This is a genomic window from Variovorax beijingensis (assembly GCF_003951285.1).
Classification (GTDB): Bacteria; Pseudomonadota; Gammaproteobacteria; order Burkholderiales; family Burkholderiaceae_C; genus Variovorax; species Variovorax beijingensis.
This window is the reverse complement of record NZ_RXFQ01000008.1, coordinates 93,709-108,122: the sequence shown is the minus strand read 5'-3', so window position 1 is coordinate 108,122 and position 14,414 is coordinate 93,709. Positions and strand designations below refer to the sequence as shown.

Below are 14,414 nucleotides of genomic sequence, written 5' to 3'. Positions count from 1 at the left end.
GCCCCGCGTAAAACCCGGCATGGCCCTGTGGCCGATGGCTGCAAAATCGAAGGCTGCGCAAACTCCGGGCCCGGTGCCTGCAGGCGGACCCGGACACCCACCAACCAGCGAAGATCTTTTTTCCAATGACAGTCAACTACACCCGGATCGGCGTCGTCGGCGCCGGCGCCATGGGCCGAGGCATCGCACAGATCGCGGCCCAGGCAGGCAGCGAAGTACTGCTGCTCGACAGTTTTGCAGGTGCCGCCGAACGCGGACGCGAAGCCCTCGCGGCCCAATGGAACAAGCTGCACGAGAAGGGCAAGATCGACGCCGCGGCGCGCGATGCGCAGATCGCCCGCGTGAGGGCGGTCGACTCGGTCGGGGCGCTGGCCCAGTGCGACCTGGTGATCGAGGCAGTTGTCGAAGACCTCGAGGTCAAGCGCAAGCTGTTCCGCGAGCTCGAAGCAGTCGTCGCGCCCACGGCCACGCTCGCCACCAACACCTCGTCGCTATCGGTCACGGCCATTGCGGCCGGGCTCGCGCATCCGCAGCGCGTGGCGGGCTTTCACTTCTTCAACCCGGTGCCGCTGATGAAGGTGGTCGAGGTGGTTGCCGGCTTCAAGACTTCGGCCGAGGTCTGCAAGCAGCTCGCAGGCTATGCGGTGCAGATGGGCCACAGCGCCGTGCAGGCGCAGGACACGCCGGGCTTCATCGTCAATCACGCGGGCCGCGGCTATGGCACGGAAGCACTGCGCATCGTCGGCGAAGGCGTGGCCGATTTCGCCACCATCGACCGCATCCTGAAGGAGCAGGCCGGCTTTCGCCTGGGCCCCTTCGAGCTGATGGACCTGACCGCGCTCGATGTGTCGCATCCGGTGATGGAGTCGATCTACCACCAGTACTACGAGGAGCCGCGCTTCCGGCCCAGCGTGATCACTGCCCAGCGGCTTGCGGCCGGCGTGCTCGGGCGCAAGACCAATGAAGGCTTCTACCGCTACAACGACGGCGTGATGCAGCAGACCGCCGAGCCGGCTGCGCCGGTGGTGGCGGCGATGCCCTCGGTCTGGGTTTCGCCCCGCGCCGCGCGCCGGGCCGAGCTGCTGCGGCTGGTGAACGCGCTGGGCGCGCAGATCGACAGCGGCGCCACGGCGGCGCCCACGTCGCTGATCCTGGTGGCGCCGCTGGGCTTCGATGTGACCACGGTAGCCGCGGTGGAACGGCTGGACGCCACGCGCACCATGGGCATCGACATGCTGATCGACGATGCCGCCACCAAACGCCGCGTGCTCGCCACCAACCCCGCCACCCGGCGCGACATCCGCGATGCGGCGCATGCGCTCTTCGCGCGCGATGCAAAGGCCGTGAGCGTGATCCGCGACAGCGGCGGCTTCGTGACGCAGCGCGTGATCGGCACCATCGTGAACATTGCCGCCGACATGTGCCAGCAGCGCGTCTGCTCGCCAGCCGACCTGGAAACCGCTGTCCAGTTGGGCCTGGGCTATCCGCGCGGCCCGCTGGCCATGGGCAACCTGTACGGCCCGACCAACATGCTCGAGGTGCTGTTCAACCTGCAGACCGTCTACGGCGATCCGCGCTATCGCCCGAGCCCCTGGCTGCGCCGCCGCGGCGCGATCGGCCTGAGCCTGCTGCACGAAGAAGAATAAGCAGACCAACACCAACGAAAGCATCACAGCGATGACCGCCGAACTGAAGAGCACCAGCGAGGGACGCACCATGGTGCTGACGATCGCCAACCCGACCCAGCGCAATGCACTGGGCCCCGAGATCTACGCCGCGGGCATCGAGGCGCTCAACGGCGCCGAGAGCAGCGACGAGATCCGCAGCGTCGTCATCGTGGGCGAAGGCGCATGGTTCTGCGCCGGCGGCTCGCTGCAGCGGCTGTCCGACAACCGGCAGCGCGCCCCTTCGGTACAGGCCGAAAGCATCGAGGGCCTGCACAACTGGATCGACTCGATCCGCGCCTTCCCAAAGCCCATCATCGCGGCGGTCGAAGGCGCGGCCGCAGGCGCCGGCTTCTCGCTGGCACTGGCCTGCGATTTCGTGGTGGCCGCGCGCGACGCGGTCTTTGCGGCGTCGTACAGCAACGTGGCGCTTTCGCCCGACGGCGGCCTGAGCTGGCAGCTGGCGCGTGCATTGCCGCGCCAGCTGGCCAGCGAGTGGCTGATGTGCGGCGAGCGCATCGGCGCGCCGCGGCTGCATGCGCTCGGGCTGGTCAATGAACTGAGCGAACACGGCCAGGCGCTTGCAGGCGCCCTGGCGCTGGCGGCCCGGCTCAACGAGCGCGCGCCCAATTCGCTGGCCAGCATCAAGGAACTGCTCAGCGAAGCGCCCGGCGCCACATTCGCATCGCAGCTCTCGCAGGAGCGCGACCATTTCGTGCGCAACCTGCACCACCCGAATGCCGGCATCGGCATTGCCGCGTTCATCGAGAAGAAACCACCGCGCTACGAGTAGCGGCACGCCGTCGCTCCTGCGACACCCTCCAGTTTTTCAGTCGCCGACAGGACAGACCAATGGACGACCCCATTCTTACCATCGAAGAACGTGAAGCGATCAACAGTGGTCGCTGGTTTTCTTCTCTTTCTCCATCGCTACGGCACGACATTCTCCGATGCGCCTTTGTCAAACGCTTCAAGGACGGCGACCTGATCGCTGCCCGCGGCGACCCTCCCGACCACTGGATCGCCTGCGCCAAGGGCGCGGTGCGCGTCAGTTCGACGGCCGTCTCGGGCAAGCAGGTGACGCTGACCTACGTGGAGCCGGGCATCTGGTTCGGCGACGTGGCGATGTTCGACGGGGATCGGCGCACGCACGATGCCTATGCGCATGGGGACACCACCATCCTGTGCGTGGCGCGGGCCGACTTCCAGAAGATCCTGGCCGCGCACGTGGAGCTGTACGAAGCGTTGATGCGGCTGCAGGCGCGCCGCATCCGCACGCTGTTCGGGCTGGTGGAAGACCTCAACACCCTGCCCCTGCGTGCACGCCTGGCCAAGCAGCTCATCCACCTGGTGCGCAGCTACGGCGTGCCCAACCTGGAAGACGGCAGCCAGATGCGCATTGGCCTGCAGCTCGCGCAGGAAGAACTCGCCCAGTTGCTCGGCGCCTCGCGCCAGCGCGTCAACCAGGAACTCAAGACCATGGAACGCGAGGGCACCATCCGCATCGAGCCGGGCGGCCTGGTCGTATTGGACCGCGCGGCATTGATGCGGGTCTCGGAAGCAGATCATTGACATGAGCCAGGACTTCTCCAACTTCATCGGCACCCGTGCGGTCTCGCAGCAGCATGCCTTCGACGTCGAGGCGCTCGCAGCCTGGCTGGCGAAGAACCTCGACGGCTTCAAGGGCCCGCTGACGGTCGAGATGTTCAAGGGCGGGCAATCGAACCCGACCTACAAGCTCGTCACGCCCACGCAGAGCTACGTGATGCGTGCCAAGCCGGGCCCGGTTGCCAAGCTGCTGCCCTCGGCCCATGCCGTGGAGCGCGAATTCAAGGTCATGAGCGGCCTGGCCGGCACCGACGTGCCCGTGCCGCGCATGCACTGCCTGTGCGAGGACGAAGCCGTGATCGGCCGCGCCTTCTATGTGATGGAGTTCATGCAGGGCCGCGTGCTGTGGGACCAGGCGCTGCCCGGCATGGACAACGCCGAGCGCACGGCCATCTACGACGAGATGAACCGCGTCATCGCGGCGCTGCACACCGTGAAGTTCGCCGAGCGCGGCCTCGCGGACTACGGCAAGCCCGGCAACTACTTCGAGCGCCAGATCGGCCGCTGGAGCAAGCAATACGTGGCGTCCATCACGCAGCCCATCCCCGAGATGGACAAGCTCATGGAATGGCTGCCGGCCCACATGCCGCAAAGCGCGCGCGACGAGAAGATGGTGTCCATCGTGCATGGCGACTTCCGGCTCGACAACCTCATGTTCCACGCCACCGAGCCGCGCGCGATTGCCGTGCTCGACTGGGAGCTCTCGACGCTCGGCCATCCGCTGGCCGACTTCAGCTACCACTGCATGTCGTGGCACATCTCGGGCGCATCGTTCCGCGGCATCGGCGGGCTGGACCACAGGAGCCTGGGCATTCCGACCGAAAGCGAATACATCCGCAAGTACTGCGAACGCACCGGACTCACCACGCCCGAGGCGCTGGCGCCCGACTGGAATTTCTACCAGGCCTACAACCTGTTCCGCATGGCCGCGATCCTGCAAGGCATTGCCAAGCGGGTCGAGGCAGGCACCGCATCGAGCGAGCAAGCCGTGGCCTCGGGCCGCGGCGCGCGCCCCATGGCCGAAATGGCCTGGCAGTTTGCCCAAAAGGCATAACCGCCCCCACACCCCACCAGGAGACAGACGATGGACTTCGAATACTCGGCAAAAACCAAGGAGCTCCAGAAGCGCGTGAGCGCATTCATGGACGCGCACATCTATCCGGCCGAAGCCGAGTATTCAGCCGAGCTGGCCGCCAACACGGCCGCGGGCAAGCGCTGGACCGCGCTCAAGACCGTCGAGAAGCTCAAGGAAAAGGCCAAGGCCCAGGGCCTGTGGAACCTGTTCCTGCCGGTCGACAGCGCGGCCGCCTCGGGCTACGAAGGCGCCGGCCTCACCAACCAGGAATACGCGCCGCTGGCCGAGATCATGGGCCGCGTGCCATGGGCCTCGGAAGCCTTCAACTGCTCGGCGCCGGACACCGGCAACATGGAGACCATTGCCCGCTACGGCTCCGAAGCCATCAAGGCGCGCTGGCTCAAGCCGCTGCTCGAAGGCCAGATCCGCTCGGCCTTCGCCATGACCGAGCCCGACGTTGCATCGAGCGATGCCACCAACATCTCGACCCGCATCGAGCGCCAGGGCGACGAGTACGTGATCAATGGCCGCAAGTGGTGGATCTCGGGCGCCGCCGATCCGCGCTGCGCCGTCTTCATCACCATGGGCAAGAGCGACCCCGATGCGCCGCGGCATTCGCAGCAGAGCATGATCATCGTGCCGGCCGATGCCAAGGGCATCCGCATCGTGCGCCCGCTCAATGTGATGGGCTACGACGACGCGCCGCACGGCCACGTCGAGATGTATTTCGAGAACGTGCGCGTGCCAGCCGACAACATGCTGCTCGGCGAAGGCCGCGGCTTCGAGATCGCCCAGGGCCGCCTCGGCCCCGGACGCATCCACCATTGCATGCGCCTGATCGGCCTGGCCGAGCGCGCGCTCGAGCTGATGTGCAGGCGCGCCTCCTCGCGCGTGGCCTTCGGCAAGACCGTCGCCTCACAGACCGTCACGCAGGAACGCATCGCCGAAGCGCGCTGCAAGATCGACATGGCGCGCCTGCTCACGCTCAAGGCCGCATGGCTGATGGACGTGGCCGGCAACAAGGTCGCAAAGAACGAGATCGCGATGATCAAGGTGGTGGCGCCGAGCATGGCCTGCCAGGTGATCGACTGGGCCATGCAGGCGCATGGCGGCGGCGGCATGTGCGACGACTTTCCGCTGGCCTATGCCTACGCTGGCGCCCGCACGCTGCGCTTTGCGGACGGCCCGGACGAAGTGCACCGCAACGCGATCGCCAAGTGGGAACTGGGCAAGTACTCGCCGAACAAGGTCGATGCGGATATGCCCGTCACGCGTTTCTGATCTGTCTTGCCCCCTCTCCCCTCGGGGAGAGGGTTAGGGTGAGGGCCGACGGCGATCAATGCGCCTCGGCCCTTTTTACTTCAGAGGAGCTTCTTCTGCAGAAACACGGCGCGCCCGAACGCCGGGTCGAGCTGATAGCCGGCGAACCCCTCGCGCTCGTAGCTGCGCAGCGCCGGCGCATTGCCCGACAGCACTTCGAGCGTGAGCTTGCAGGCGCCACGCGCGCGGGCCTCCTGCTCCACCCGCGCAAGCATGCGCTGCGCGATGCGCCGGCCGCGATGGCTGTGCAGCACGACCACGTCGTGCACATTGACCAGCGGCTTGCAGGCAAAGGTCGAGAACCCTTCGATGCAGTTGACCAGGCCCACAGGCGTTTGCCCGTCGTACGCGAGCACGCTGAAGGCTTGCGGCCGCGCGGCCAGCGCCGCAGGCAGCCCGGCCAGTACGCCCGCTTCGAGCGGCGTGCCGCCGCCCGCGGGATCGCGTGCGTAGGCGTCGAGCAGGTCGACCAGGGCGGCTGCGTGGGCGGCGTTGCCGTAATCCGCCAGGACAACCTCGACCATCGTCACCGCGCGGGTTCCAGGGTTGCGGCAAGCCGCTGCGCGCAAGACTGCGCCTGCTTCGCATCGCGGGCCTCGACCATCACGCGCACCAGCGGTTCGGTGCCGCTCGCGCGGATCAGCACGCGGCCGCTGTCGCCGAGCTCGGTTTCGATGCGCCGCGTCTCGCCGGCCAGCGCATCGTTGTTCGCCCAGTCCTGTCCCGGCGTCAGGCGGACATTGATCAGCACCTGCGGAAACAGCGTGATCTCCGCGAGCAGCTGCGCCACCGTCTTGCCGCTGCGCACGCAGGCCTGCAGTACCTGCAGCGCGCTCACGATGCCGTCCCCGGTGGTGTGGCGGTCGAGCGCCAGCAGGTGGCCCGAGCCCTCGCCGCCCAGGAGCCAGCCGCGTTTTTCGAGTTCCTCGAGCACATAGCGGTCGCCCACCTTGGCACGCACGAGTTCGATGCCCTGCCCGCGCAGCGCCACCTCGATCGCCTTGTTGGTCATGAGCGTGCCGACCACACCCGCCGGCTTGTCGCCGCGCGCGATGCGTTCGGCCACCATGAGATAGAGCAGTTCGTCGCCATTGAACAGCCGCCCGCTGGAATCGACCAGTTGCAGGCGGTCGGCGTCGCCGTCGAGCGCGATGCCGTAGTCGGCCTTCTGCGCGGTGACGGCCTCGACCAGCGCGGCCGGATGGGTCGCGCCGAAGCCCTTGTTGATGTTGAGGCCATCGGGTGCACAGCCGATGCTGTTGACCTCAGCGCCCAGTTCGTGGAACACGTTCGGCGCCACCTGGTAGGCCGCGCCATGCGCCGCATCGACCACGAGCTTCATGCCGCGCAGCGTCAGGTCGTTGGCGAAGGTGCTCTTGCAGAACTCGATATAGCGGCCCGGCGCATCGTTGAGACGGCGTGCCTTGCCGAGATTGGCGGAGTCGACCCACACGGGGGCCTCCTCGAGCGCGGCCTCCACCGCAAGCTCCCATGCATCGTCGAGCTTGGTTCCCTGCGCGCTGAAGAACTTGATGCCGTTGTCCGGATAGGCGTTGTGGCTGGCGCTGATCACCACGCCCAGGCTCGCGCGCTGGGCGCGGGTCAGGTAGGCGACGCCGGGTGTGGGCAGCGGCCCCAGCAGCACCACGTCGACCCCGGCGGAGTTGAAACCCGACTCCAATGCGGATTCGAGCATGTAGCCCGAGATGCGCGTGTCCTTGCCGATCAGTACCGTGGGGCGCGCCTCGCTCTTCTTGAGCACGCGGCCCACGGCATGTGCGAGGCGCAGCACGAAATCGGGTGTGATGGGCGACTGGCCGACCGTGCCGCGGATGCCGTCGGTGCCAAAGTATTTGCGGGTCATGGATTCGTTCTTGTTGTCAGGTTTTGTTATGGATGCGTCTCTTCGGCCTTCATGGCGCGCCACACTGCGACGGCCGCCACAGTGTCGCGCACGTCGTGCACCCGCACGATGGCCGCCCCCCGATCCACGGCGAGCACCGCCGCCGTCACGCTGGGCACCAGGCGCTCGGCGGCCGCTGGAATGCCGCTGACCGTGCCGATCGATGACTTGCGCGACCAGCCCAGCAGCAGCGGATAGCCGGCCTCGAGCAGTTCGCGCTGGCGCGCCAGCAGCGCAAAATTCTGCGCCACGGTCTTGCCGAATCCGATGCCCGGGTCCAGCGTGATCCGCGACGGATCGACCTTCAGCGCCTGCAACCGGGCCACCTGCCCGGCCCAGAACGACAGCACCTGGGGCACCACGTCGCCCTGCATGGGCGACGCCTGCATGGTCTGTGGATCCCGATGCATGTGCATCAGGCAGACGCCGCACGAAGGATGCGCCGCCACCGCCTCGCGCGCGCCGGGCTGCCGCAGCGCCCAGACGTCGTTGACGATGTCGGCGCCCAGTTCGAGCACCGCGCGCATGACTTCCGGTTTGTACGTGTCGATGGACAGCGGCACGTTGAACTTGACGGCTTCCCGGACCACCGGCAGCACGCGCGCCAGTTCGGCATCGAGCGGCACGGCCGGGCTGCCGGGGCGGGTCGATTCGCCGCCGATGTCGAGGATGTCGGCGCCCTCCTTCAGCAACTGCTCGCAATGCCGCAGCGCGGCCTCGGTGGAGGCATGCGCCCCGCCGTCGGAGAAGGAATCGGGGGTGACGTTGACGATGCCCATCACGCGCGGCTGCGCGAGATCGATTGCAAAACGGCCGGCCTGCCAGATCGCTGCGGGAGCCATCGTCATGCGGCACCTTCATCGAAAACGGGGCCCACGGCCCCGTTAGTGTTGAACACCGGATTCACTTCAGGCAACTGTGGGTGCCGGATCCGGATTGACTGCCGGCGTGCCGCCGCTGCCACCACTGCCCGACGGCGGAATGCGCGGCGTCCAGTCCTTGGGCGGGCGCGGTGCGCGGCCGGCCATGATGTCGTCGAGCTGCTCGGTGTCGATGGTTTCCCATTCGAGCAAGGCCTTGGCCATGGCGTGCATCTTGTCGCTGTTTTCCTCGATGAGGCGGCGCGCCAGGGCGTACTGCTCGTCGATGATGCGGCGCACTTCGGCATCGACCTTTTCCATGGTCTGCTCGCTCATGTTGGTGGTCTTGGTGACCGAGCGGCCGAGGAACACTTCGCCTTCGTTCTCGGCGTAGACCATCGGGCCCAGCGCGTCGGTCATGCCGTAGCGCGTGACCATGTCGCGGGCGATGGAGGTCGCGCGCTCGAAGTCGTTGCTGGCGCCGGTGGTCATCTGGTGCATGAACACTTCTTCGGCGATGCGGCCACCGAACAGCATGCTGATCTGGTTCAGCATGTACTCGCGGTCATAGCTGTAGCGGTCCTGCGCAGGCAGGCTCATGGTCACGCCCAGGGCGCGGCCGCGCGGGATGATGGTGACCTTGTGGACCGGGTCGCACTTGGGCAGCAGCTTGCCGATGAGCGCGTGGCCGGACTCGTGGTAGGCCGTGTTGCGGCGCTCTTCCTCGGGCATGACCATGCTCTTGCGCTCGGGGCCCATGAAGATCTTGTCCTTGGCCTTCTCGAAGTCCTGCATCTCGACCACGCGCGCATTGCGGCGTGCGGCCATCAGGGCGGCTTCGTTGCAGAGGTTGGCCAGGTCGGCGCCGGACATGCCGGGCGTGCCGCGCGCGATGACGCTCGGATTCACGTCCTGGCCGAGCGGCACCTTGCGCATGTGAACGCCCAGGATCTGCTCGCGGCCGCGAATGTCGGGCAGCGTCACATACACCTGGCGGTCGAAGCGGCCGGGGCGCAGCAGCGCGGCGTCCAGGATGTCGGGTCGGTTGGTGGCTGCCACCACGATCACGCCCAGATTGGTTTCGAAGCCGTCCATCTCGACCAGCATCTGGTTCAGGGTCTGTTCGCGCTCGTCGTTGCCACCACCCAGGCCGGCGCCGCGCTGGCGGCCCACCGCATCGATTTCGTCGATGAAGATGATGCAGGGCGCGTTCTTCTTGGCGTTCTCGAACATGTCGCGCACGCGGGCCGCGCCCACGCCGACGAACATTTCGACGAAGTCCGAACCCGAGATCGAGAAGAACGGCACCTTGGCTTCGCCGGCGATCGACTTGGCCAGCAAGGTCTTGCCGGTACCCGGAGGGCCGACCAGCAGCAGGCCGCGCGGAATGCGGCCGCCGAGCTTCTGGAAGCGCTGCGGGTCCTTCAGGAAATCGACCACCTCGCGGACTTCTTCCTTGGCCTCGTCGCAGCCCGCGACGTCGGCGAAAGTAACCGTGTTGTTGTTCTCGTCCATCATGCGGGCCTTGCTCTTGCCGAAGCTGAACGCCCCGCCCTTGCCGCCGCCCTGCATCTGCCGCATGAAATAGATCCAGACGCCGATCAGGAGCAGCATCGGCCCCCAGCTCACCAGCAGCGTCATGAGGAGCGAGCCCTCTTCGCGCGGCTTGACGTCGAACTTGACGTTGTGGTCGATCAGGTCGCCCACCAGGCCGCGGTCGAGCACGGTGGCGGTCGTGCGGATCTTGCGATCCTCATTGGTGACGGCCACGATCTCTCCGCCGCCGGCACCTTCAGGAATGACGGCGCTCTTGATCTGGTTGTTTCGGACCTGATCCAGGAACTCCGAATAACTCACCGTCCCCGAGCCGACGCCGCCGCGGGTGTCGAACTGCTTGAACACAGTGAACAACACCATGGCAATGACGAGCCATACGGCAACTTTGGAAAACCACTGATTGTTCAAACGAAGCTCCAGTCGAAAGCGCGTGACAAGATTGTGAAAAAGAACGCGCTATGGATACGCAATTGCGCCCCATTTTAGGCTTTTCAAGCTGCGAAAAGCGGGCATTTCCCTAAAGCAGCCATAGCCGGACAAGGGTTTGCGCCCCATGAGCACGCTTTGCGGGCCCCCGCGTCAAGGTATCAAAGCGTTTCCTGAACCTTCAGACCCATGCCGACAAGGAAGGTTTCCGACGATTTGTCGCGCGACGCCTTGGGTTTGAAGGGCTTCACGGTGCGGAAGTTCGCCTTGAACAGCTTCACCAGCTCGTCATAGCCGCTGCCATGGAAGAGCTTGGCCACCAGGGCCCCCTCGGGCTTCAGGTGGTGCTGGGCAAAGTCGATGGCAAGCTCGATCAGGTGCGCCACGCGGGCCGCATCGGCCGAATGGATGCCCGACAGGTTGGGTGCCATGTCGGAAACCACCAGGTCGGCCTTCCGGCCGGCCAGTACGCCCAGCACCTGTTCCAGCAGCTGTGCCTCGCGGAAATCCCCCTGCAGGAAGGTCACGCCCTCGATCGGCTCCATCGGCAGGATGTCCAGCGCGATGATGGTGCCGTTCAGCTCGCCGGCCGCTGCGCCCTCGGGCGACATGCGCCGCCGCAGATACTGGCTCCAGGCCCCCGGCGTGGAACCCAGGTCGACCACCAGCTGGCCCGGCCTGACCAGGCCGAGCGATTCGTCGATTTCCTTGAGTTTGTAGGCGGCGCGTGCGCGGTATCCCTCGCGCGTGGCCAGTTTCACGTACGGGTCGTTGATGTGGTCGTGCAGCCACGCCTTGTTGACTTTTTTGCTTTTGGCTTTGGTGCTCATGGAGGTCTTTGTAACGCGTCGATAATACGGGGATGCCCGCCATTCAACTTACCCCTGCCGAGCGCAAGGTGCACCGCGCCGAAGCTCACCACCTGGATCCGATCGTCATGGTCGGTGGAGACGGGCTCACCCCTGCCGTGAAGAAGGAAGCCGACGCGGCGCTCAAGGCCCATGGCCTGATCAAGATCCGCGTCTTCTCCGACGACCGCCTGGCCCGCGATGCCATGCTGCGAGAGCTCGCCGACGAGCTCGGCGCCGCCCCCATCCAGCACATCGGCAAGCTGCTGGTGCTGTGGCGCCCCAAGCCCGAGAAAGAGCGCGTGGTCGATGAAGACCGCATGCCCGGCCCGCGCGACATCAAGGTGCTGAAGTACAGCAAGCGCGGCGGCCAGCGGCCCGAAATCAAGACCCTGCGCGTGCTCGGCAACCAGCGGCTCACCCCCGGCGGCACCATCAAGCGCGCCAAGGCGAAACGGCCGCTCTCGGCCAAGAAACGCAACCAGGCAGACTGAACTTGGCGCCAGCGCAAGGCGCACAGCGCCACATTCTCTGCATGAAGTGGGGCACGAAATACGGCCCCGAATACGTCAACCGCCTCTACGCGATGGTGCGCCGCAATCTCAGCGGCGACTTCAAGTTCGTGTGCCTGACGGACGACGGCACCGGCATCCGCCCCGAAGTGATGTGCCTTCCGATCCCGCCGCTCAACCTGCAGCTGGCGCCCGGCCAACGCGACGGCGCGTGGAAGAAGCTCACCACCTTCGAGAAGGACTTGCACGGCCTGCGCGGCACCGCCCTGTTCCTGGATGTGGACGTGGTCGTTGTCGGCAGCCTCGACGCCTTCTTCGAGCAGCCCGGCGAATTCCTGATCATTCACGACTACGCGCGCCCCTGGCGGCGCGAGCGGATCACCGGGAATTCATCGGTCTACCGCTTCGAACTCGGCGCCCATGCCGATGTGCTGGCGTATTTCCGCGCCAACATGGACAAGGTCCAGGCCGAGTACCGCAACGAGCAGGCCTATCTGTCCGACGTGCTGCACAAGCAGGGCAGGCTCTCCTACTGGCCCGAGGCCTGGTGCCCGAGCTTCAAGTACCACGGCATCCCGATGTGGCCGACCAACTATTGGGAAGAGCCTTTCGTGCCCGAGGGCGCGCGCATCATGGTGTTCCATGGCGAATGCAATCCGCCCGACGCACTGGCGGGCCGCCGCAACCGGGCTTTCCGCTACATCCGGCCTGCGAACTGGATCGCCAGGTTCTGGAAGGAATGAATGGGATGGCGGCAGGGACGGACGGCATAGACCGCCCTGCCGCGGTCGACGTTCAGGCCGCAGCAGGCGTCCGGCCGCCCATGCGCCACAGCAGCGCACCGGCACAGAGCCACTGAACCACGTACATACCGCTTCCCACGGCGTGCCACAGCTTGAGGTTGTCGCGCGCGAGAATGCGCGGCGCCACGGCATATTGCTGCAGCAGCGCCAGCAGCAGCGCACCCAGGATGAGGAAGATGGCGCCCATCGAGGCGCTGTCGATGCGCTGGTCCATCTTCGTCCTGAAGTGAACCAAAAGGAGCAGGCCGCAGCCAACGGCGATCCAGCTCTGCGCCTCGAACAGCTGGCCCGCAAAATTTCCGGCCACCGCGGGATTGCCGAGCCTCGCGAAGAGCATCGGCACGACCAGGAAGCCGATCGTCGTGAGGCTGCCCCACCAGAAGGCGGCCAGCAGCAGCGCGAGGCGGTCTTTCATCCTGCCGTCAGATGTAGCGCACGGCCACGATCTCGTAGCGCTTGAGGCCGCCCGGTGCCTGCACCTCGGCGGTGTCGCCCTCTTCCTTGCCGATGAGCGCGCGCGCAATCGGGCTGGAGATGTTGATCAGGCCCAGCTTCAGGTCGGCTTCGTCCTCGCCGACGATCTGGTATTTGACGGCCTCGCCCGATTCTTCTTCCTCGAGCTCCACCGTGGAGCCGAACACCACCTTGCCGCCGGCGTCGAGCTCGGCCGGGTCGATGATCTGGGCGGCCGAAAGCTTGCCCTCGACTTCCTGGATGCGGCCCTCGATGAAGCCCTGGCGGTCCTTGGCGACTTCGTATTCGGCGTTCTCGCTCAGGTCGCCCTGCGCGCGGGCTTCGGAGATCGCATTGATGACCCAGGGGCGGTCCACGGTCTTGAGCTGATGCAGCTCGGCGCGCAGCTTCTCGGCACCGCGCTTGGTAATTGGAATGGTGGCCATGTTTGGTTCTCCATAAAGCGAAACCGCCGAACGCTGCCGTTCGGCGGTCGATTGGGGGACAGGATCAGACGAGTGTGCGCCCGGTCAGCCGGCTCAGGATGGCGAGCGGGCTCGAATCCGGATTGTATTGCTTCGACGCGGGCAGATGAAGGGTCTGCTCGAGCATGTACTGGCCCGCCATGACGGCGTGCGAGGTCTGGTCGGAAAAGCACACCCACACCGACCCCGGCGGGAACTCGGCCTTCTCCTGCGGCGAGTTTTCCTGGTAGGCCATGTCCGACTTCATGCCGTCGTGCAGCTGAAGCATCAGGTGGTCGTACTCGCTGCGAAACGACTTGGTCACATGCAGCGCCTGCAGCAGCTTGGCCTGCCAGCGCACATAAGGCTTGGCACGTGGCAGGAAGCGCCTGGCGATATCCTCGAAAGGCTCGCCTACCCGCCACACGCGCGGTGCGCCTTCGGGATTGACGTTGGTGAAGACGCGCAGGATGCGCTCGCCGTAATTGGGCCGCGACGGGAAGGCGTCGACATGCAGTCGCCGGTCGTCGGCGCGCCACGACTGCACGCGCGTTTCGACCTTTGCCGGCCTGTAGCTGGTCGGCGCCAGGCGCAGGGCCGGCGTGTAGTGCGGCAACAGGCCGTGGATCAGCTGCTGCGCCCGCGCGCGAAAGCGCCCCACCATCGCGGCGGCGGCGCGCTGCACCGCCTCGTCGCCGGCCACGCCCTTGAGCTTGCCGTTGGCATCGAGGCTGATATTGCGCACATCGGGCGACAACAGGCTGGGCGTCAGCAGGCTGCGCTCTTCGGGCAGCAGCTCGAAATCCAGGCGCGGGAAGTACAGCACCTTGCCCGCTTCCAGCTGCGCGATCCACGCCTCGTTGGGCGTGGCCGCGCTCCAGTCCGCAAGGCCCAGTTCGACGAGCTGCGTTTCCATGGCCA

The 14,414-nt window shown here is 66.3% G+C and carries 15 protein-coding genes; 7 read left to right on the top strand and 8 right to left on the bottom strand.

Going from position 1 to position 14,414, the window contains the following annotated elements; translation table 11 throughout:
- The first annotated feature begins 125 nt into the window (after nucleotides 1–125).
- The 5 genes from EJO66_RS15675 to EJO66_RS15655 are packed head-to-tail and all read left to right on the top strand — an operon-like array spanning nucleotide 126 to nucleotide 5,628.
- On the top strand, nucleotides 126–1,646 hold the full coding sequence (locus EJO66_RS15675; protein ID WP_125965563.1) for a 3-hydroxyacyl-CoA dehydrogenase: 1,521 nt from the start codon (nucleotides 126–128) through the stop codon (nucleotides 1,644–1,646).
- A gap of 31 nt (nucleotides 1,647–1,677) precedes the next feature.
- A complete protein-coding gene (locus EJO66_RS15670; RefSeq protein ID WP_125965562.1) occupies nucleotides 1,678–2,457 on the top strand; it encodes an oxepin-CoA hydrolase, alternative type in 780 nt (259 codons plus the stop codon).
- A gap of 59 nt (nucleotides 2,458–2,516) precedes the next feature.
- Nucleotides 2,517–3,236, top strand: coding sequence for a Crp/Fnr family transcriptional regulator (locus EJO66_RS15665; RefSeq protein ID WP_012747738.1), 720 nt, complete (start codon nucleotides 2,517–2,519; stop codon nucleotides 3,234–3,236).
- A 1-nt stretch (nucleotide 3,237) separates the two neighbouring features.
- Nucleotides 3,238–4,326, top strand: a complete 1,089-nt coding sequence (locus EJO66_RS15660; RefSeq protein WP_124960560.1) for a phosphotransferase — start codon at nucleotides 3,238–3,240, stop codon at nucleotides 4,324–4,326.
- Between the two features lie 30 nt (nucleotides 4,327–4,356).
- Complete coding sequence (locus EJO66_RS15655; RefSeq protein ID WP_124960559.1) at nucleotides 4,357–5,628, top strand: acyl-CoA dehydrogenase family protein; 1,272 nt, start codon at nucleotides 4,357–4,359, stop codon at nucleotides 5,626–5,628.
- 80 nt (nucleotides 5,629–5,708) lie between these two features.
- Here EJO66_RS15655 and EJO66_RS15650 read toward each other — a convergent pair whose 3' ends face one another.
- From EJO66_RS15650 to EJO66_RS15630, 5 genes are all read right to left on the bottom strand, one after another.
- Complete coding sequence (locus EJO66_RS15650; protein ID WP_125965653.1) at nucleotides 5,709–6,191, bottom strand: GNAT family N-acetyltransferase; 483 nt, start codon at nucleotides 6,189–6,191, stop codon at nucleotides 5,709–5,711.
- Nucleotides 6,192–6,193: 2 nt separating this feature from the next.
- Nucleotides 6,194–7,531: a phosphoglucosamine mutase gene (glmM, locus tag EJO66_RS15645; RefSeq protein ID WP_125965561.1), complete on the bottom strand. Its 1,338-nt coding sequence runs from the start codon at nucleotides 7,529–7,531 to the stop codon at nucleotides 6,194–6,196.
- A 26-nt stretch (nucleotides 7,532–7,557) separates the two neighbouring features.
- Nucleotides 7,558–8,418 carry a dihydropteroate synthase gene (folP, locus tag EJO66_RS15640; RefSeq protein WP_125965560.1) on the bottom strand — a complete coding sequence of 287 codons (861 nt, stop codon included), beginning with the start codon at nucleotides 8,416–8,418 and terminating at the stop codon, nucleotides 7,558–7,560.
- Between the two features lie 60 nt (nucleotides 8,419–8,478).
- Nucleotides 8,479–10,395: an ATP-dependent zinc metalloprotease FtsH gene (ftsH, locus tag EJO66_RS15635; RefSeq protein ID WP_124960556.1), complete on the bottom strand. Its 1,917-nt coding sequence runs from the start codon at nucleotides 10,393–10,395 to the stop codon at nucleotides 8,479–8,481.
- 179 nt (nucleotides 10,396–10,574) lie between these two features.
- Complete coding sequence (locus EJO66_RS15630) at nucleotides 10,575–11,243, bottom strand: RlmE family RNA methyltransferase (protein ID WP_124960555.1); 669 nt, start codon at nucleotides 11,241–11,243, stop codon at nucleotides 10,575–10,577.
- Nucleotides 11,244–11,275: 32 nt separating this feature from the next.
- Here EJO66_RS15630 and EJO66_RS15625 point away from each other — a divergent pair, with 32 nt between their 5' ends.
- The gene (locus tag EJO66_RS15625) at nucleotides 11,276–11,755 is read left to right on the top strand and encodes a YhbY family RNA-binding protein (protein WP_125965559.1); all 480 of its coding nucleotides are present in this window, start codon (nucleotides 11,276–11,278) and stop codon (nucleotides 11,753–11,755) included.
- A gap of 41 nt (nucleotides 11,756–11,796) precedes the next feature.
- The gene (locus tag EJO66_RS15620) at nucleotides 11,797–12,516 is read left to right on the top strand and encodes a glycosyltransferase (protein WP_164547833.1); all 720 of its coding nucleotides are present in this window, start codon (nucleotides 11,797–11,799) and stop codon (nucleotides 12,514–12,516) included.
- A gap of 52 nt (nucleotides 12,517–12,568) precedes the next feature.
- On the opposite strand, the gene EJO66_RS15615 is transcribed toward EJO66_RS15620, so the two are convergent.
- The 3 genes from EJO66_RS15615 to EJO66_RS15605 all read right to left on the bottom strand — a co-directional run bounded on the left by EJO66_RS15615 (nucleotide 12,569) and on the right by EJO66_RS15605 (nucleotide 14,409).
- The gene (locus EJO66_RS15615) at nucleotides 12,569–12,991 is read right to left on the bottom strand and encodes a DUF4149 domain-containing protein (protein WP_124960553.1); all 423 of its coding nucleotides are present in this window, start codon (nucleotides 12,989–12,991) and stop codon (nucleotides 12,569–12,571) included.
- Nucleotides 12,992–12,998: 7 nt separating this feature from the next.
- The gene (gene greA / locus EJO66_RS15610; protein WP_012747727.1) at nucleotides 12,999–13,475 is read right to left on the bottom strand and encodes a transcription elongation factor GreA; all 477 of its coding nucleotides are present in this window, start codon (nucleotides 13,473–13,475) and stop codon (nucleotides 12,999–13,001) included.
- A gap of 64 nt (nucleotides 13,476–13,539) precedes the next feature.
- Nucleotides 13,540–14,409, bottom strand: coding sequence for a Kdo hydroxylase KdoO (locus EJO66_RS15605; RefSeq protein WP_125965558.1), 870 nt, complete (start codon nucleotides 14,407–14,409; stop codon nucleotides 13,540–13,542).
- Nucleotides 14,410–14,414 lie beyond the last annotated feature (5 nt).

Excerpts from the sequence above, each read along its gene's own strand:
- EJO66_RS15675 (WP_125965563.1), top strand. The coding sequence starts at position 126 with ATGACAGTCAACTACACCCGGATCGGCGTCGTCGGCGCCGGCGCCATG.
- EJO66_RS15670 (WP_125965562.1), top strand. The coding sequence starts at position 1,678 with ATGACCGCCGAACTGAAGAGCACCAGCGAGGGACGCACCATGGTGCTG.
- EJO66_RS15665 (WP_012747738.1), top strand. The coding sequence starts at position 2,517 with ATGGACGACCCCATTCTTACCATCGAAGAACGTGAAGCGATCAACAGT.
- EJO66_RS15660 (WP_124960560.1), top strand. The coding sequence starts at position 3,238 with ATGAGCCAGGACTTCTCCAACTTCATCGGCACCCGTGCGGTCTCGCAG.
- EJO66_RS15655 (WP_124960559.1), top strand. The coding sequence starts at position 4,357 with ATGGACTTCGAATACTCGGCAAAAACCAAGGAGCTCCAGAAGCGCGTG.
- EJO66_RS15650 (WP_125965653.1), bottom strand. The coding sequence starts at position 6,191 with ATGGTCGAGGTTGTCCTGGCGGATTACGGCAACGCCGCCCACGCAGCC.
- glmM (WP_125965561.1), bottom strand. The coding sequence starts at position 7,531 with ATGACCCGCAAATACTTTGGCACCGACGGCATCCGCGGCACGGTCGGC.
- folP (WP_125965560.1), bottom strand. The coding sequence starts at position 8,418 with ATGACGATGGCTCCCGCAGCGATCTGGCAGGCCGGCCGTTTTGCAATC.
- EJO66_RS15630 (WP_124960555.1), bottom strand. The coding sequence starts at position 11,243 with ATGAGCACCAAAGCCAAAAGCAAAAAAGTCAACAAGGCGTGGCTGCAC.
- EJO66_RS15625 (WP_125965559.1), top strand. The coding sequence starts at position 11,276 with ATGCCCGCCATTCAACTTACCCCTGCCGAGCGCAAGGTGCACCGCGCC.
- EJO66_RS15620 (WP_164547833.1), top strand. The coding sequence starts at position 11,797 with ATGAAGTGGGGCACGAAATACGGCCCCGAATACGTCAACCGCCTCTAC.
- EJO66_RS15615 (WP_124960553.1), bottom strand. The coding sequence starts at position 12,991 with ATGAAAGACCGCCTCGCGCTGCTGCTGGCCGCCTTCTGGTGGGGCAGC.
- greA (WP_012747727.1), bottom strand. The coding sequence starts at position 13,475 with ATGGCCACCATTCCAATTACCAAGCGCGGTGCCGAGAAGCTGCGCGCC.
- EJO66_RS15605 (WP_125965558.1), bottom strand. The coding sequence starts at position 14,409 with ATGGAAACGCAGCTCGTCGAACTGGGCCTTGCGGACTGGAGCGCGGCC.